Genomic DNA, 18,265 nt, shown 5'->3' on the forward strand with positions numbered 1-18,265 from the left:
CAGGAGCGACGATGCCAGAATTCCTGAAGCGACTGATTGATGCCATATGCTACCCCGCGAGATGGATCAGTTGGCTGACCCTGCCACTGATCGCGATGATCCTTGTCACCGTGGTGATGGCGCAATTCGGCAGCAGCACCCTGCTGGACTGGGAGGGACAAATCCCGATCCTTGGCCGCGCACTGACAGTGAACTCGCTGGTTGATCTGCAATGGTATATTTTCGCGCTTCTGGTGCTGTTTGGCGGCATCTGGGCTCTGCGCGACGACCGCCATGTCTCGGTGGATTTCCTGTCGCTGCAAATGTCGCGGCGCCAGCAACTGTGGTTCCGCATGCTCGGTGATCTGGTGTTTCTGCTGCCGTTTTGCCTGATTATGGCCTGGTATGGCTGGAGCTTTGCCGAGGTCGCCTGGCGCACCGCCGAAGCCTCGACCCAAGGCGGGTTGAACAATCGCTGGCTGATCAAATCGGTGCTGCCGATCAGCTTCGGGATGATGGGCCTTCTGGGTCTGGCCCGTGCCATTGGCACCGCCATCCAACTTTACCGCGGCAACCTATCCGAGGACATCCGGTGATCGAACATTTCTGGCCCGCAATGATGCTTCTCGCCCTGATCGGCGGGATTTTCACCGGCTATCCCGTCGCCTTCGTGCTGGCAGGCGTCGGCATCATCTTTTCCTTTATGAACGGCATTCCGGTGCTGTTCCTGTCGATGGGCGTGCAGCGGATTTATTCCGGCACGCTGACCAACTGGCTGTTGGTGGCGATCCCGCTGTTTGTGTTCATGGGGCTGATGCTCGAACGATCCGGCATTGCCGAGCGGTTGATGCGTTCGCTGGCCTCGCTGTTTCGCTCGACACCGGGGGGATACGCGCTGTCGGTGATGATCATCGGGGTGATCATGGCGGCCTCGACCGGCATTATCGGCGCTTCGGTGGTGATGATGGGGATGATGGCCCTGCCCGCGATGCGCGAGGCGAAATACGACATGAGCTTTGCCAGCGGGTTGATCGCCTCGTCCGGCACTTTGGGCATCCTGTTGCCGCCGTCGATCATGTTGATCATTCTGGGCGACCAGTTGCGGATTTCCGTGGGCGATCTGTTCCTTGCTGCGATCGTGCCGGGTCTGGTGCTCTCGGGGCTGTATTTCCTCTATATCGCGGGGGTGGCGTTTTTCACCCCGCACCGTGTGCCGGCGCCCGAGCGGGTGGCGAAAACCAGTTTCGGCGTCGCGGTTTGGTCGCTGACCCGCGATCTGGTGGCGCCGCTGTTGCTGATCCTCTCGGTTCTGGGCACGATCATCGCCGGCATTGCGACGCCCACCGAATCCGCCGCCATTGGTGCCGCCGGTGCCTTGATCCTTGCGCTACTGTCGCGCCGCCTGAGCCTGCCGACGCTGAGTGATGCGCTTTACGAGACCACCAAAACCACCGCGATGATTGTCTTTGTGATGATCGGCGCGTCGATTTTCTCGGTGGTGTTCCGGCGTTTGGGCGGCGATGCGATGATCCTCGATATGTTCAACATCCGCGAGAATAGCCCCTATGTGGTGTTGTTTTTCATCATGCTGTTGGTGTTCATTCTGGGGTTCTTCCTTGATTGGGTCGAGATCACCGCCGTGGTCGTGCCGATCATCGCGCCGATTGTCGCGCAGCTTGATTTCGGCCTGCCCGGGGATCAGGTGATGATCTGGTTCGCCATCGCGCTGGCGGTGAACCTGCAGACCAGTTTCCTGACCCCGCCGTTTGGCTATGCGCTGTTTTACCTGCGCGGCATTGCCCCCGATATCCCGATCACCACGATCTATCGCGGCGTACTGCCCTTTGTTGTCATCCAGATCACCGCGCTACTGCTGGTGATCATCTATCCCTCCATTGCGCTCTGGCTGCCGATAGCCGCGCGCTAACCCGTCAAGAAAGTGAGACCATCATGAGCAAATCCTTCGCCTCCGCCGGAGATATGGAAGACAAAGAGATCAGCTTCACCGAAATCGGCGAAGGGCTTTACGCCTTCACCGCCGAGGGCGATCCCAATAGCGGCGTGATCATCGGCGACGAATCGGTGATGGTGATTGAAGCGCAAGCGACGCCCCGTCTGGCGCGCAAAGTGGTGGAATGCATCCGCTCGGTGACCGACAAGCCGATCAGCCATCTGGTGCTGACCCATTACCACGCGGTCCGCGTGCTTGGCGCCAGCGCCTACGGCGCGCCCGAGATCATCATGTCCGACGCCGCCCGCGCGATGGTGGTCGAGCGTGGCCAAGAGGATTGGGACAGCGAATTCGGCCGTTTCCCGCGCCTGTTCCAGGGCCATGAGGAAATCCCCAGCCTGACCTGGCCGACGACGACGTTTAGCGACAAGATGACCGTCTATCTGGGCAAACGCCGCGTCGATATCATGCATCTGGGCCGCGCCCATACCGCCGGTGATGCGGTGGTCTGGGTGCCCGATGCCGAAGTGATGTTCACCGGTGATATCGTCGAATACCACTCGGCCTGCTACTGCGGTGACGGGCATTTTGCCGATTGGGGAGACACGCTCTCGGCGATTGCCGACTACAATCCGGTGGCGATTGCCCCCGGTCGCGGCGATGCGCTGGTCGGTGAGGAAATGGTCGAAGCGGCGCTGACCAATACCTATGATTTCGTTGAAAGCACCTACCGGCCCGCACAGCGGGTTGCGGCACGGGGCGGCACACTGAAAGAGGTATGGGACGCGGTGCGCGCCGAATGTGACCCGAAGTTCGCCGATTACGCAATCTATGAGCATTGCCTGCCGTTCAACGTCGCCCGCGCCTATGATGAGGCCCGCGGCATCGACACCCCGCGTATCTGGACCGCCGAGCGCGACCAGCAGATGTGGAGCGATTTGCAGGGCTAACCCCGTAACGCAGGCCCAGCGCCTCGCGAAAACCCATGCGGCGCCAGCTTCGGTTGGCGCCGTTTTCATGTCCACTACAGCAACAACAGGTAGACCCGATGAGCATCTCCACCTTCAGCCCCGATGACACCGAGTTTCGCACCGCCGCTGGCCCGACGATTTTCGAGGCTTTCGAGTATTCCGCCGCGGTGCAGGCAGGCGGGTTTCTCTATGTGGCGGGGCAGATCGGGCTGCGTGAAGACGGCACCATCCCCGCAAGCGATGCCGAGCAGATCGAGCACGCCTTCCGCCGTCTGAAACGGGTGATCGAGGGTGCGGGTTATGCGATGGGGGATATCGTGGAACTGGTCAGCTATCACGTCGGGATTGCGGGTAATCTGGCGGATTTCACCCGGATCAAATCGGATTACATCGCGGCGCCCTTTCCCGCTTGGACCATTCTGGAAGTCGCCGGTCTGGCGCGGAAGGAACTGGTGATCGAGATCAAGGCCGTCGCCTACCGCGCGCCCTGAGCGGGGTCAGCCCAGAGCCTCGCTGGGTAGCATGCCGAACCGCGCCTTGTAATCGCGTGAAAACCGCCCGAGATGCGAGAACCCCGCCTGATAGGCGGCATCGGTGACGCTGGGCGCATCGCGTTTGACCGACAGGTAATAATGCGCCGCATCAAGCCGCGCGGTTTTCAGCATCTGCATCGGTGATTTCCCGTAAGCGCGCTGAAAGCCCTTTTGCAGGGTGCGCACATTGGTTCCGGCGTATCGGGCGATCTCGGCGAGGGTCATCGGCTCGCCGAGATTGCCGTGGATATAGGCCATCGCGCGTTTGATATGGATGGATTGCGCGTGATGGTCCGCGGCTTCGATCATATGCGAAATATTGCTCGCCTGATGGCTGACCAGCGTGGTGACCAATTCGGTCTCGGTCCACAGATCCTGCGCCGAACTGCGCCCCGCGAAAAGCGCACCCTCGCCCGCCATAAGCGCGGCATACTCCAAGGTTTGCCGGATGCGACGCCCCGCCGCCGAGCAGAGATCCACCTGCGGATCAAAGCGGATCGGCCCCGGCGCCGGACAGCCCAGCAGTGTTTCGGCGACTTGGTGCAGGAACGCGCGGTCGATCTGCAGCAGCAGTTTCTGGCAATCTTGGCGCCAGCGCATATCGGTCTCGCGGTCCGGGTTCAGCAAGGTGGCGACCTGCGGGCTGGCGCTGATCTCAAAGCCGCGATGCCGGATATAGGCCGCGCCCTTTAGCGGCACCTGCAGCAGGTAGAACTCGCCCAGCAATCCCGGATCAATGCGCACATCAGCGCCGTAATGCAGGTAATTGATCGACAGATGGCGGCCGGCGACATGGTTGTGGCAGACCGCCAGCGCCTCGACGCGCGAGGATTTATCCAGCTTGTGATCGCAAAACTTCTCGGTGACGCGGTGGCGCGCCTCGTCCAGATCATCGGTCCGCAACAGCGGATAACCGGCAAGATACTCCGTCTGTGTCCCGACCATATGCCTCTCCCGCCAAAAGAGTTGATCAGAACAAATCATATTTCAAGTCTGAAGCTTTTTCATTCGTTTTTTGGATAAGGGCTCTGCGCGTCCTGCCGCAAGATACCCCATAATCAACAGGGAGAAGACGTTATGGAAAAGGGAATCACCCCCGCGGCTGGCAGCGTTGAGAACAGATCGTGGAATGTCGTCGGCCAGACTTATGTGCCGAAAATGCTCAGCGAGAACGCCTTTGTCTGGCACGCGACAATCCCCGCCGACACCTTCGTGCCGCCGCATATCCATCCGACGCAGGACGAATGGATCATCATCCTGACCGGCACTCTGGAGATCGAGTTTCTGGGCGATGTGCATAAGGCCGGCCCCGGCGATCTGGTGCGGATGCCGATGGGCGAGGCGCATGGGATCTTCAACCGCTCGGGCGCAGAGGCAACCTGCGTGTTCGGCGTCGCGCCGGCGCGCAAATTGTTTGAATTGTTCATCGAACTCGACGGTGTCACCGATCCCGAGGAGCTGGTGCGGCTGTCGGCGATGTATGAAGTCGATTTCCTGCCCCCGCCCGCAGACGCATAAGAGGGTATCATCATGATTAAACGTAAAAAGGTCGCCGTGATTGGCGGAGGCGTGAGCGGCTTGGCTGCTGCCAAGGCGTTTGACGAAAAGGGCCACCGCGTCTGCGGGTTTGAACGCAGCCATGATTTCGGCGGTGTCTGGGAGTTGTCGCGCTCGTATCCCGATGTGCAGACGCAATCGCCCAAGGATCTGTATTGCTACACAGATCACCCGATGCCCGAGGCCTACCCCGAATGGCCCAAGGGTCCGCAGGTGCACGCATATCTGCACTCCTACGCGCTCAAACATAATCTGTCGCGGCTGTTTAAGCTGAACACTGCAGTGAAAACCATGGAGCGCCGCGCTGACGGGCAACCGGGCTGGACCCTGACGCTGGAGGCTGGCAGCCGGATCTGGCAGGAGGATTTTGATTTCGTCTCGGTCTGCACCGGCCAGTTCTCGGAGAAAAACATCATCTCGCATCCGGGTCAGGATGCGTTTGTCGCGCGCGGCGGTCAGGTGATGCATTCCTCGGAATACACCGATCCCGAGGTCTGCAAGGGCAAGGATGTGGTGGTGCTGGGAGGGTCGAAATCGGCCACCGATATCGCCGTCAACGCGGTCAAAAGTGGCGCGAAGTCGGTGAAGCTGGTCTATCTGGAAAACGTCTGGCGGGTGCCCTATTTCGTCGGCGGGATCAATTTCAAACGCATCCTCTATATCCGCGCGCAGGAACAGCAGTTCAACCAATGGGGCAAGAATCCCCTGCAGCGTGGCATTGCGGCGGCGCTGAAACCGCTGGTCTGGGTCAACTTCCGCGGGCTTGAGACACTGTTGAAAACCCAGTTGAAGCTGAAAAAACATGGGATGGTGCCGAAGACGCCGATCGAGAAAGAGGTCTCTTGCTCGGTGCCGATTGTCACGCCGGGGTTGATTGAATGTCTCGACAAGGGGCAGATCAAGCCGATCATTGGCACTTTCGACAGCTATAGCGTGACCGGTCTGAAGCTATCAACCGGCGAGACCGTGCCCTGCGATGTGGCGATCCTTGCGGTCGGCTGGAAGCTGGGCGTGCCCTATCTGCCGCAGGAGTTTCAGGACAAGCTGATCGAGGATGACGGGCAATACCGCGTTTACCGGCTCTCGGTGAATCCCGATCTGCCGGATATGGGGTTTGTCGGCTTCAACTCGAGTTTCTGCACCGTGCTCTCTGCCGAGATGATCGCCAACTGGCTGGTGCGCTATGCGGACGGGCAGCTCAAGAACCAGCCCAGCGCCGAAGAGATGAACCGCAGTATCGAGATGATGCTGAACTGGAAACGCAATGAGCGACCGGCGGCGAGGATCTATGGCGGATTATGCTCGGCGCCGTTCCACTTCAAGCATTTCGACGAATTGCTTGCCGATATGGGGGCGCGCAAGGTCAAACGCAGCAACCCGATTGCCGAGCAATTCTCCTATCCGAATGCGGCGGCTTACGGGTCATTTCTGGCGACAACGCCGCAGTATCAGGCCGGGTAGCCGCGCGCGACAGGCGGGGCGTTTGGGTAGCACCATAGACGGTGGCATTCCGGTGCCGCCGTTCGCCCCGAGGGTTTTGCGCGGTGCGAATGTGTAGCTGCTACAGACATATGCCCGCGCTGCCCCACCGCCACAGCTGACACCTGCGGTTTGTTTTCGCCCCTCAGAACCTTCGCGCGAAATCAAACCGCAGGGTCGAGCGCCGCGAACTGGCGATATCGTCCACGGTCAACCGCGCGTTGAACTGGCTCAACCCGTCAAGCGAATCATAGCTAAAGCCGACCTCGGCCCCCGCCCCGCAAAAAACCTCGGCATCGAGCGACTCGCAGAGCACCCGCGGCGCGAGGCTCAGCAGCGCATCCCCGCGCTCGAACCGTGTCAGCGGGATGCGCATCTCGGGCCGCAGGGTCAGATTGGCCATCGAGACATGGCCTGCGTCCATCGTCAGCCCGTCGTCGCGGATGCCATGCGCCCAGCCGCTAAAACCCACCGCGCCGATCTGCGTGCGCCCATAGGCAAAGCCGACCTCGGGATGCAGCTCAAACCGCGCAAACTCCATCACGCCGGTCAGATTGCCACCGACGACCAGCGAGCCGGTGGTGTAACTGCCGTCCAGAAACAACACGCCATTGTCCATCGCCAGACTGTTGTTGCCATAGCTGAGCGCCAGATAGCCGTCGAAAAACAGGTTCTCGCGCAGTTGCGTCACCACATAGGCACCGGCGCTCAACGCATAGCCCTCGCGGGTTCCGGTGAAGCTGGTTTCAATCTCGGAACGCCCGAGTTGCGCGCCCAGATAGGTGCCCAGAAGCGTGCGCGACGACAGCATCCGCTCCCATGCGACATTGGCATTCAGCGCGGCAGTGGTGGTGCCCTCGGTGTCATGCTGCACGACGAAATCCCCGAAGATCAGCCGTTGCACCCCGCTCAGGCTGAGCCGCGATTGCTCGAAAAACGTGCCGCTGCTGGCGAAAACCCCGTTGCGATAGGCGGCCACCCCGTCGATATCAAACGGCACCTCGCCACGGCTCGCGACGCCTGATTGCCGCGCCGTCTGGCGCATTCTGAGCCGGTCGCGCGCACTGCGCACCAGCAGTTGCCCTTGCTCGATATGACCGCGCAGATCCTGCGCCGCGGCTCCGGTGACGATCTCGCGGACCTCTTGCTCTTGTGCCGCGAACTCGGTGGCGGGCGAGGCCGCGCGAACCTCGAAAACCGCCGAGGGCAAATTGCTGTTTCCGGCGCTATCCCGTGCCACATTCGCCGGAACCGAGACCTGCACCACGTGCCCCATCACCGGCGTGATCTCGATGTGATAGGTGGTGATCATGCCCCTGAGCCGTGCAGTCGACCGCGCCAGACCCGCGTCACTTCGTGCGCCACCCGACACGATGACCGCCAGCGGCGCGAAACCGGTCACCGGCTCCGAGAAGGCCACGGTGACGGTAAACACGTCGCTGACCGCCTCCGCCGGACCGATCAGCGTGACCTCGGGCGGGGTGCCGTCATGGAGCGCGCTCACCAGATCCGAGGCCTCGTTGGGGTTGCCGGCGCTGTCGGTGAAACTGCCCGCCGCCACCGAGAGCGTGATCTCGCCGTCGGCCAAGGGTGTGAGCCGCGCGACATAGCTCTGCCCCGTGCCTTCGAGGGTCGCGCGGGCGTTGGTCACACGCAAATCGCTGGCGTCGAAGTCAGTGCTGGGCTCAGAAAGCGTGATCACTGCGCTATAGACGCCGTCTGTGCGCTCCAAGGGCGCGATGTGAAGGGTGGGCGCTGTGTGATCCGCGACGGTGACGGTGAAGCTGGCGGTGGTGGTGTTGCCGGTGGAATCGGTGGCGGTATAGGTGACGGTGGTTGCGCCTTGTGGGAAGGCAGAGCCCGAGGCGGGGCCTGCGGTTTGAACTGGGGTGAGCGGACCGTCGGCGTTGTCGATGGCGGTGGGAGGGTCCCAGCTCACCACCGCGGTCGGCAATCCCGCGTCCGTTTCAACATCAATATCAGCGGGCATATTCGCCAGAATTGGAGCCTCGGCATCGCCGACTGTGACGGTGATTCTGGCCTCGGCCTTGTTCCCCTCTGCGTCTTCAGCCGTGTAGGTCACGACCGTGTCCCCGAGCGGGAAGCGGTCGCCGGAACTGTGGGTTGAGGTGAAGCTAGTAACGGCGGTGTTGTCGCTTGCCGTTGGCTCGGACCATGTCACCACGGCGGTGCTCAGACCAACCTCGGTTGGCATAGAGATGTCGGACGGCATTCCCATGATTACCGGCTGTTCGCCGTCGCCCACCGTCACTGTGAAGCTGGCGGTGGTGGTGTTGCCGGTGGAATCGGTGGCGGTGTAGGTGACGGTGGTTGCGCCTTGCGGAAAGGCGAAGCCAGGTGCTGGCCCCTCTGTTTGGGTCGGCGTGAGCGAGCCGTCGGCGTTGTCGCTGGCAGTTGGGGGATCCCAGCTCACCACTGCAGTCGGCAAGCCCGCGTCTGTTTCAACTGCGATATCGGCGGGCATCCCAATGATCACCGGAGCCTCCGCATCGCCGACTGTGACGGTGAAACTGGCTTCGGTCGTATTCCCCTCTGCGTCTTCAGCCGTGTAGGTCACGACCGTGTCACCAATCGGGAAGCGATCGCCGGAGGTATGGGTTGAGGTGAAGCTAGCAACGGCGGTGTTGTCGCTGGCGGTTGGCTCGGTCCAAGTCACCACGGCAGTGCTCAGACCGGCTTCGGTCGGCACGGAGATGTCGGACGGCACTCCAGAAATCACCGGCGCCTCACTGTCGCCCACGGTCACGGCGAAGCTGGCGGTGGTGGTGTTGCCCGCCCTATCCGTGACGGCATAGCGCACGGTCGTCGCGCCTTGCGGGAAGGCGGAGCCCGGCGCTGGTCCTGCAGTTTGCACTGGGGTGAGCGGGCCGTCGGCGTTGTCGCTGGCGGTGGGAAGGTCCCATCTCACCACCGCAGTCGGCAAACCCGCGTCTGTTTCAACAGCGATATCAGCGGGTATCCCAAGAATCACCGGAGCCTCGGCATCACCGACCGAGACGGTGAAACTGGCCTCGGTCTTGTTCCCCTCTGCGTCTTCCGCCGTGTAGGTCACGATCGTGTCCCCGAGCGGGAAGCGGTCGCCGGATGTGTGGGTTGAGGTGAGGCTTGTCACGGCGGTGTTGTCGCTGGCTGTTGGCTCCGCCCATGTCACCACGGCGGTGCTCAGACCGGCTTCGGTTGGCACGGAAATGTCGGACGGCATTCCCGAAATCACCGGCGCTTCTCCGTCGCCTACCGTCACTGTGAAGCTGGCGGTGGTGGTGTTGCCGGTGGAATCGGTGGCGGTGTAGGTGACGGTGGATGCGCCTTGCGGGAAGGCGGAGCCCGAGGCGGGGCCTGCGGTTTGCAGCGGGGTGAGCGGGCCGTCGGCGTTGTCGCTGGCGGTCGGGGGATCCCAACTCACTACGGCAGTCGGCAAGCCTTCGTCGGTTTCAACAGCGATATCGGCGGGCATCCCAATGATCACCGGCGCCTCTGTATCGCCGACCGAGACGGTGAAATTGGCGCTGGTCTTGTTCCCCTCTGCGTCTTCAGCCGTGTAGGTCACGAAGGTGTCACCAATCGGGAAGCGGTCGCCGGATGTGTGGGTTGAGGTGAGGCTTGTCACGGCGGTGTTGTCGCTTGCCGTTGGCTCAGTCCAAGTCACCACGGCGGTGCTCAGACCGGCTTCGGTCGGCACGGAGATGTCAGACGGCATTCCCGAAATCAACGGCGCTTCGCCGTCGCCTACCGTCACTGTGAAGCTGGCGGTGGTGGTGTTGCCGGTGGAATCGGTGGCGGTGTAGGTGACGGTGGATGCGCCTTGCGGGAAGGCGGAGCCCGAGGCGGGGCCTGCGGTTTGCACTGGGGTGAGCGGGCCGTCGGCGTTGTCGCTGGCGGTGGGCGGATCCCAGATCACCACCGCGGTCGGCAATCCCGCGTCTGTTTCAACAGCGATATCAGCGGGCAATCCAATGATCACCGGAGCCTCTGTATCACCAACCGAGATGGTGAAGTTGGCGCTGGTCTTGTTGCCCTCTGCGTCTTCAGCCGTGTAGGTCACGACCGTGTCCCCGAGCGGGAAGCGGTCGCCGGAGATATGGGTTGAAATGAGACCTGTCACGGCGGTGTTGTCGTGAGCCGTTGGCTCGGACCAAGTCACTGCGGCGGTGCTTAGACCGGCTTCGGTTGGCACGGAGATGTCAGGCGGCATCCCCGAGATCACCGGCGCTTCGCCGTCGCCCACGGTCACTGTGAAGCTGGCGGTTGTGGTGTTGCCGGTGGAATCGGTGGCGGTGTATGTGATGGTGGTTTCGCCCTGCGGGAAGGCGGAGCCCGTCGCTGGTCCTGCGGTTTGCACTGGAATGAGCGGGCCGTCGGCGTTGTCGCTGGCGGTTGGGGGATCCCAACTCACTACGGCAGTCGGCAAGCCCGCGTCTGTTTCAACAGCGATATCGATGGGCATCCCAGAGATCACCGGCGCCTCGGCATCGCCGACCGAGACGGTGAAGCTGGCCTCGGCCTTATTGCCCTCTGCGTCTTCCGCCGTGTAGGTCACGTCCGTGTCACCAATCGGGAAGCGATCGCCAGACGTATGGCTTGAGGTGAGGCTAATAACGGCTGTGTTGTCGCTTGCCGTTGGCTCGGTCCAAGTCACCACAGCGGTGCTCAGACCAACCTCGGTCTGCACGGAAATGTCAGACGGCATTCCTGAAATAACCGGCGCTTCGCCGTCGCCCACGGCCACTGTGAAGCTGGCGGTGGTGGTGTTGCCGGTTGAATCGGTGGCGCTATAGGTGACGATGGTTTCGCCTTGCGGGAAGGCTGAACCCGAGGCGAGGCCTGAGGTTTGCACTGGCGTGAGCGGGCCGTCGGCGTTGTCGCTGGCGGTGGGAGGGTCCCAGCTCACCACCGCAGTCGGCATGCCCGCGTCTGTTCCAACAGCGATATCAGCGGGCAATCCAATGATCACCGGAGCCTCTGTATCACCAACCGAGATGGTGAAACTGGCTTCTGTCTTGTTCCCCATCGCGTCGTCCGCCGCGTAGGTCACGACCGTGTCACCAATCGGGAAGCGATCGCCGGAGGTATGGGTTGAGGTGAAGTTAGCAACGGCGGTGTTGTCGTTGGCGGTTGGCTCGGTCCATGTCACTGCGGCGGTGCTCAAACCGGCTTCGGTTGGCACGGAAATGTCGGACGGCATTCCCGAAATCACCGGCGCCTCACCGTCGCCCACGGTCACTGTAAAACTGGCGGTGGTGACATTGCCAGCCCTATCCGTGACCGCATAGCTCACGGTGGTTTCGCCATGCGGGAAGGCTGAGCCCGGCGTTGGTCCTGCGGTTTGCACTGGGGCGAGCGGGCCGTCGGCATTGTCGCTGGCGGTCGGGGGATCCCAGCTAACCACCGCGGTCGGCAATCCCGCGTCCGTTTCAACGTCAATATCAGCGGGCATCCCAGTGATCACCGGCGCCTCAGCATCACCGACCGTGACGGTGAAACTGCCGCTACTTGCGTTCCCGGACGTATCCGTGGCGGTGTAGGTCACCTGCGTCGCGCCCGTAGGGAAGGCTGAGCCCGGTGCCAGCCCGGCGGTCAGCTCGGGCGTGAGTGCGCCGTCGACGTTGTCGCTGGCGGTTGGCAGATCCCACCCCACCACCGCCGTCGCCGCGTCAGCATCGGTGGTGACGCTGATATCCTCTGGAACACCGGCCAGAACCGGCGGTTCTTCGTCGATGACCGTGGCGCGAAAGCTGGTTGTGGAGGTGTTGCCCGACGAATCGGTGGCCGTATAGGTGACCAGCGTCACGCCATGTGGAAACTCCGAACCCGCCGCAGGGCCCTCGGTCCGCACCGGCAGCATCGGCCCATCCACATTATCGGTGACCGAAGGCGAGCGCCAATTGACCACCGCTGTCGCCTGCCCTCTCGCGGTATTGACGGTGATATTTGGCGGCCGGTCGATCATCACCGGTGGCTCCAGATCGAGGACGGTCACGGTGAAACTGGCGGTGGTCGTATTGCCGGATGCGTCTGTTGCCGTATAGCTCACCTCGGTGTCCCCGAGTCCGAAAGACTGAACCGGGGTGTGCGACGAGGTGAAACTGGTGACGCCGACATTGTCGCTGGCGGTGGGCGGCGTCCAACCGCCCTTGGCCCAGCGCTGGCCCAGTTCCGTGCCGGTGGTGAAATCCTCGGGAACACCGGCCAGAACCGGTGGTTCATCGTCGGTCACCGTTACGGTAAATCCGGCCTCGACCGCGTTGCCTGTGTCATCGGTGGCGGTGTAGCGCACCGTTGTGGACCCGAGGGCAAATGCCTCGCCAGACGCTGGGCCTTCGGTCTGCGCGGCGGTGATCGCGCCGTCGACATTGTCGCTGGCGGTGGGCGGATCCCAGCGCACGGTGGCCGTCGGCATGCCCGCATCCGTGGTGATATCGATGTCCTCCGGCATCTCGTCCCACACCGGCGGTTCGTCATCGGTGACGGTGACGCGGAAACTGGCGGTCACCACGTTCAGCGATGTATCGGTGGCGCTGAAGCTCACCAAGGTTTCTCCGTGCGGGAAGGCCGCGCCGGAAGGCGGCCCTGCGGTCTGCACCGGCGTGATGGCACCGTCGACGTTATCGCTGGCGGTCAGCGGCGCCCAAGTGACCACGGCTGTCGGCAACTCATCATCGGTGGTGACCGAAATATCCTCAAGCAAGGCCGCCCATACCGGAGGCTCAACGTCGATCACCGTCACCGTGAAATCGGCGCTATCCGTGTTTCCCTCTGCATCCTGAGCGGTATAGGTCACCAGGGTATCGCCCATGGGGAACACCGCCCCCGGGGCGTGGCTTGAGGTCAATGCGGTGACCCCGACGTTATCGCTGGCGGTGGCTGGCTCCCATTCCACCACTGCCGTTGCCAACCCGACGCCGGTGCGCACGGTGACACTCTCGGGCATGCCCGCCAGCACCGGCGCCTCGGCGTCAAACACCGTCACGGTGAAATCGGCGGTCACCGTGTTGCCCTCGGTATCGGTTGCGGAATAGCTGACCGTGGTCGCGCCGAGGGGAAAGATCGCCCCATTCACCGGCCCTGCCGATTGCTCGGCCACGATATCCGCATCGACGTTGTCGCGGGCGGTCGGAGCCTCCCATGTGACCCTTGCCGTTTCCGCACCTTTATCCGTTTCAACTCTGAAACTTTCGGGCATATCGACAAGGCTGGGCGCTTCGGTGTCGCTGACCGAAACGGTGAAACTTCCCTCGGTCCGGTTGCCTGCCGTATCGACCGCCGTATAGGTGACCAGAGTGTCGCCAAGCGGGAAACTGTCGCCCGACGCGTGGTCTGCGGAAAAGCTTGCAACCGCGATATTGTCGCTTGCCGTTGGCTCGGCCCAAGTGACGGTGGCGGTGCTCAGGCCGGGATCGGTCGAGACAGACATATCAGCGGGCAAGCCCGAGATCACCGGCGCCACCGCGTCGATCACGATGTTGCTATTCGCGCCCAAGGATCCGGAAGTTCCGGGCGTCGGTAGAATGAGCTGCAGAACGTCACCGCCGACCGAAATGATCACGCCGCCATTCAGCAATATTTCGGTGGAGGAATAATCGAGATTTGCCGCGCTATCCCCCGGCTGCACGGTGTAAGTGAAGGTTAACCGGTCACTGCCGCTGCCGCCAGAGTAGCTGAGCCGGCGGGCGATGGGGCTGATATTCAAACTGATCTGCGGGGTGCCGGTGACGATCACCGCTGCGTCGAAATGCAGGGTCACCGTGATCAGATCACCCGCTGCATAGATCCCATCCGCGGTGCTTGCGTTAACACCCGCGATACCGAGCGGCCCTTGGCTCCCCCAGTTGGGTTGGGCGAGTTCCCAAGCGCCTGCAAACGCACTGAACATGCTCGGTTCTGACGGGATATGCCCCACATCCCAGCCGGACAGGTCTTGATTGAATGCCGCCGCCCAGCGGAACATGCCTTCCATATTGGCAACATTCGTCGTGATCCAACCCGAAATATCTTGATTGAACCGAGACGCCGACCGGAACATTTGGAACATGTTGGTGACGCTCGAGGTGTTCCAAGTTCCGATGTCCTGATTGAACTGCGTCGATGATCTGAACATATCGGACATATTGGTAACGCTCGACGTGTCCCAGCCGCCGATGTCTTGATTGAACTGCGATGTATAGGTGAACATGCCTGACATATTGGTCACGCTGGACGTATCCCAATCGCCGATGTCCTGATTGAACTGCGATGCATAGGCGAACATGCCTGACATATTGGTCACGCTGGACGTATCCCAACCGCTAATGTCCTGATTGAACGCGGCAGTACTGCGAAACATGCCGCTCATGTTTGTGACGCGGGACGTGTCCCAATATCCGATATCAGCGTTGAAACGCGACTCACCGGAGAAGAGGTCGCGCATATCGGTGACTTGGCCGGTGAATACATTATTGCCGAAGTCACCGAACCAGTATCGAACAGACCCGATGTCGATCCGCGACATAGAAGCCCCTGCTCGCAGCTGGTCCCCGTCCACGACAATATACATCCCCGCGCAACCGGTCCATTCCAAGGCACCGACCTGCCCTGCGTTGCTGGGGTCATAGCATCGCGGATCGGTTTGGGTGCTGGCGCCAGCGGCGGCCAGAGAAAAGAGCAAGACGAGGGCCGCAGCCAGTAGCTGGCGGATGCCGGACATTCCGGTTTGGCCATGGTTTCGGCCCGCCACGCCCGACTTGGTTTTGGGCGCAGTCTTGGACGTGGTTTGGTTCGCAAGCACAACACTCATACGCGCGAGAACATTCATCAACACACCAATAGGTTGATCACCCCTTGGTTGTGACTTTTGCTAAAAAGCTAGTAAAAGGCAAGTTTATATGCCTCTGTGCGTGAATTCATCCGACGCAAGGGCGTGTTTGGGCGGTGTGATTTCCGCCGAAACAATCCCGCAACCAGCTGATATTAAGTATATTTAAATCAACCACTGCGCGCTACTTGGTGTCGTGTCATGCAACCATCCGCGCCCTGTGGTAACGCCGGTTTTCCAGTCGCCAAAAAACAACCCAAGGGCGACTCACCCCTGATTTCGCCCCCTTTGGACGGCGACTTCCGACTCAGCCCTCGCCAAGCAACCTGCCAGAGAAAACAGGATCGCTGCCACTCAGAGCGCCGTTGTGCGCCCGTCATGTAGCGCCCGCTTCTTATCCAGCACGCTATGCGGCGACTGACGGCACTCGGCGCATTCGCAGCATCCATCTAATTGATTGTAATAAAGGGTAAATTCCCCATCCACCTCCCCTCTTCGCCGCCACCTACCCTCCCGCAATTTCGGAAATGATCGACGTATATCAAAAAATGATTGACGTCTTGCAATCAAATCCGCTAGCTTCGAGATCACGCGGTGAGGGAGCGCCGCGTTCGGGGAGGAAATATGTCAGGTCCGACATTGAGCGATGTCGCTGAGGCTGCAGGCGTGAGCTATGCAACCGCGGATCGCGTGATCAACAAGCGTGGAAATGTTGCGCAGAAGTCGATCGACAAGGTGCGCGACGCCGTCGAAAGACTGGGCTATGTGCGCAATGTCGCTGCCGCCAATCTGTCCCGGCGGCGCGTCTACCGCTTGGCCTTTCTGATCCCCACCGGATCGAACGCCTTCTTTAGCCGCGTCCGCGATCATATCATTCAATCGGCCGATCACCTGAGCGCGGATAGTATCAGCGTCAGGATCGTCGATGTCTCGGCCTTCTCGGTGGAGGGGCTGAAAGACAGTATCGTTGACCTCGCAGGCAGTGAGCTGGACGGGGTCGCGATTGTCGGGCTGCAAAGCCGGTTGCTGGAACAGCCGCTGGCCGAATTGCGCGCGCGCGGCGTGGCCGTGATCGGGCTGGTCTCGGATTTGCCGGTTGAGTTCCGCTCGGCCTATATCGGGATCGACAATAAGGTCGCCGGGCGCACCGCTGCACGGATGACCGGCCTCGCTCATCGCGGGCGGGCGGGGGCGATCCAGACCTTTGTCGGCTCGATGGAAGCCCGCGACCACGCCGAGCGCCTGCAGGGGTTTCGCGATGTGATCGCGGCGGATTTCCCCGATCTGACGGTGCTGGACCCGATCCTGACCAAAGATGATCCTGCGGTTCTATGCAAATCAGCCGCAAACGCCCTGCAATCCGGCGCCTCTGTGACCGCCTTCTACAATGTCGGGGCGGGCAATGTCGGGTTGATCGAGGCGATCAGCACGTCACCAGGCGCGCGTCCGTTTTGCGTGGTCCATGAGTTGGTCGCGCATTCGAAACAGGCATTGATCGACAATCACATTGATCTGGTGATCGACCAGCGCCCCGATGTCGAGGTCAACCGCGCCTTCGCCCTTTTGCGCGCCTTGATCGACGACCGAGAATTGCCGCCGATGCCAGACCTCATGCCAACGATTTATGTGCGGGACAATCTGCCCGCGGACACTCTCAATGATGCGATGGAAGTCCAGATAAGATGACCGATTTTTTCAAAGATATCAGCCCCCTGTCATATGATCCTGACAGCACCGGATTGGGTTTTCGCCACTACAACCCTGATGAGGTCATTGCCGGAAAGCGCATGGAAGACCATCTGCGGTTTGCCGTTGCCTATTGGCATTCCTTTGCCTGGCCCGGCGGTGATCCCTTTGGCGGCCAGACCTTTGATCGCCCATGGTTTGGCGAGACGATGGATCTGGCGCGGCTCAAGGCTGATGTGGCATTTGAGATGTTCGAGCTGCTGAATGTGCCGTTCTTTTGCTGGCATGATGTGGATATCCGCCCCGAGGGTGACAGCTTTTCGGAAAGCCAGCGGAACTTTGAAGAGATCGTCGATTATCTGATCGGCAAGATGGAAAACAGCAAGACCAAGCTCCTGTGGGGCACCGCCAATCTGTTCAGCCACCGCCGCTTTATGTCCGGTGCCGCGACCAACCCCGACCCCGAGATTTTCGCCTGGTCCGCCGCCACGGTGAAAAACTGCATGGATGCCACCCATAAGATGGGCGGGCAGAACTATGTGCTCTGGGGCGGGCGCGAAGGCTATGAAACCCTGCTCAACACCGACCTGAAGCGCGAGCGCCAGCAGGCGGGGCGGTTCTTGCAGATGGCGGTCGAGTATAAGCATAAAATCGGCTTCAAGGGCGCGATTCTGGTCGAGCCGAAGCCACAAGAGCCGTCAAAGCATCAGTATGATTATGACGTGGCGACCGTCTACGGCTTCCTCAAGGAATTCGGCCTTGAGAATGAAGTGCAGATGAACATCGAACAGGGCCACGCGATCTTGGCGGGGCATTCTTTTGAGCATGAGTTGGCGCTGGCTTCATCGCTGGGCATCTTTGGCTCCATCGATATGAACCGCAACGACTATCAATCCGGTTGGGATACCGACCAGTTTCCCAACAACGTGCCCGAGGTGGCGCTGGCCTATTACGAGGTTCTCAAGGCCGGAGGGTTCACCACTGGCGGCACCAATTTCGACGCCAAACTGCGGCGCCAGTCGCTGGATCCGGTCGATCTGGTCGCGGCCCATGCGGGTGCGATGGATGTCTGCGCGCGTGGCTTCAAGGCGGCGGCGGCGATGCTGGAGGATGGCACCTTGGAAAAGATGCGGGCTGAGCGCTACGCGGGCTGGGATGCCGGGGATGGCAAAGCCCTGCTGGAGAGTGATTTCGCCTCGATCGCGGCGCAGGTCGTGGCCGATGGCATCAACCCGCAGCCGCGCTCGGGCCGGCAGGAAATCCTGGAAAACATCGTCAATCGTTTCGTCTAGGCGGAAGG

General features: G+C 61.3%; 10 protein-coding genes. 8 read left to right on the top strand and 2 right to left on the bottom strand.

The window, feature by feature from the left end; all coding sequences use genetic code 11:
* The first annotated feature begins 11 nt into the window (after positions 1-11).
* From DDE20_RS04120 to DDE20_RS04135, 4 genes are all read left to right on the top strand, one after another.
* Positions 12-575 (top strand): TRAP transporter small permease subunit, encoded by a 564-nt coding sequence (locus tag DDE20_RS04120; RefSeq protein WP_116557134.1) that lies wholly within the window; start codon positions 12-14, stop codon positions 573-575.
* The gene (locus DDE20_RS04125) at positions 572-1,906 is read left to right on the top strand and encodes a TRAP transporter large permease (RefSeq protein WP_240607829.1); all 1,335 of its coding nucleotides are present in this window, start codon (positions 572-574) and stop codon (positions 1,904-1,906) included. Before DDE20_RS04120 ends, DDE20_RS04125 begins: the two co-directional genes overlap by 4 nt.
* Before the next feature lie 23 nt (positions 1,907-1,929).
* Positions 1,930-2,880, top strand: coding sequence for an MBL fold metallo-hydrolase (locus tag DDE20_RS04130; protein WP_116557135.1), 951 nt, complete (start codon positions 1,930-1,932; stop codon positions 2,878-2,880).
* 98 nt (positions 2,881-2,978) lie between these two features.
* Positions 2,979-3,392: a RidA family protein gene (locus tag DDE20_RS04135; protein WP_116557136.1), complete on the top strand. Its 414-nt coding sequence runs from the start codon at positions 2,979-2,981 to the stop codon at positions 3,390-3,392.
* Positions 3,393-3,398: 6 nt separating this feature from the next.
* Here the strand turns inward: DDE20_RS04135 and DDE20_RS04140 are convergent, their stop codons facing one another.
* Complete coding sequence (locus DDE20_RS04140) at positions 3,399-4,379, bottom strand: AraC family transcriptional regulator (protein ID WP_116557137.1); 981 nt, start codon at positions 4,377-4,379, stop codon at positions 3,399-3,401.
* 132 nt (positions 4,380-4,511) lie between these two features.
* On the opposite strand from DDE20_RS04140, the gene DDE20_RS04145 reads away from it, so the two are divergent.
* Both DDE20_RS04145 and DDE20_RS04150 read left to right on the top strand, forming a co-directional pair.
* Positions 4,512-4,952 (top strand): cupin domain-containing protein, encoded by a 441-nt coding sequence (locus DDE20_RS04145; protein WP_116557138.1) that lies wholly within the window; start codon positions 4,512-4,514, stop codon positions 4,950-4,952.
* Between the two features lie 12 nt (positions 4,953-4,964).
* Complete coding sequence (locus DDE20_RS04150) at positions 4,965-6,452, top strand: flavin-containing monooxygenase (RefSeq protein ID WP_116557139.1); 1,488 nt, start codon at positions 4,965-4,967, stop codon at positions 6,450-6,452.
* A gap of 163 nt (positions 6,453-6,615) precedes the next feature.
* Here the strand turns inward: DDE20_RS04150 and DDE20_RS04155 are convergent, their stop codons facing one another.
* Positions 6,616-14,976: an HYR domain-containing protein gene (locus DDE20_RS04155; protein WP_205961614.1), complete on the bottom strand. Its 8,361-nt coding sequence runs from the start codon at positions 14,974-14,976 to the stop codon at positions 6,616-6,618.
* A 927-nt stretch (positions 14,977-15,903) separates the two neighbouring features.
* Here DDE20_RS04155 and DDE20_RS04160 point away from each other — a divergent pair.
* Both DDE20_RS04160 and xylA read left to right on the top strand, forming a co-directional pair.
* Positions 15,904-16,965 carry a LacI family DNA-binding transcriptional regulator gene (locus DDE20_RS04160; protein ID WP_116557141.1) on the top strand — a complete coding sequence of 354 codons (1,062 nt, stop codon included), beginning with the start codon at positions 15,904-15,906 and terminating at the stop codon, positions 16,963-16,965.
* On the top strand, positions 16,962-18,257 hold the full coding sequence (gene xylA, locus DDE20_RS04165; protein ID WP_116557142.1) for a xylose isomerase: 1,296 nt from the start codon (positions 16,962-16,964) through the stop codon (positions 18,255-18,257). Before DDE20_RS04160 ends, xylA begins: the two co-directional genes overlap by 4 nt.
* The last annotated feature ends 8 nt before the right edge of the window (positions 18,258-18,265 follow it).

The organism is Pararhodobacter oceanensis (assembly GCF_003076755.1).
GTDB classification, from domain to species: domain Bacteria; phylum Pseudomonadota; class Alphaproteobacteria; order Rhodobacterales; family Rhodobacteraceae; genus Pararhodobacter; species Pararhodobacter oceanensis.

What these genes read in the sequence shown, in the direction of transcription:
- DDE20_RS04120 (WP_116557134.1), top strand. Translation starts at nt 12, where the DNA reads ATGCCAGAATTCCTGAAGCGACTGATTGATGCCATATGCTACCCCGCG.
- DDE20_RS04130 (WP_116557135.1), top strand. Translation starts at nt 1,930, where the DNA reads ATGAGCAAATCCTTCGCCTCCGCCGGAGATATGGAAGACAAAGAGATC.
- DDE20_RS04135 (WP_116557136.1), top strand. Translation starts at nt 2,979, where the DNA reads ATGAGCATCTCCACCTTCAGCCCCGATGACACCGAGTTTCGCACCGCC.
- DDE20_RS04140 (WP_116557137.1), bottom strand. Translation starts at nt 4,379, where the DNA reads ATGGTCGGGACACAGACGGAGTATCTTGCCGGTTATCCGCTGTTGCGG.
- DDE20_RS04145 (WP_116557138.1), top strand. Translation starts at nt 4,512, where the DNA reads ATGGAAAAGGGAATCACCCCCGCGGCTGGCAGCGTTGAGAACAGATCG.
- DDE20_RS04150 (WP_116557139.1), top strand. Translation starts at nt 4,965, where the DNA reads ATGATTAAACGTAAAAAGGTCGCCGTGATTGGCGGAGGCGTGAGCGGC.
- DDE20_RS04155 (WP_205961614.1), bottom strand. Translation starts at nt 14,976, where the DNA reads ATGTCGCGGATCGACATCGGGTCTGTTCGATACTGGTTCGGTGACTTC.
- DDE20_RS04160 (WP_116557141.1), top strand. Translation starts at nt 15,904, where the DNA reads ATGTCAGGTCCGACATTGAGCGATGTCGCTGAGGCTGCAGGCGTGAGC.
- xylA (WP_116557142.1), top strand. Translation starts at nt 16,962, where the DNA reads ATGACCGATTTTTTCAAAGATATCAGCCCCCTGTCATATGATCCTGAC.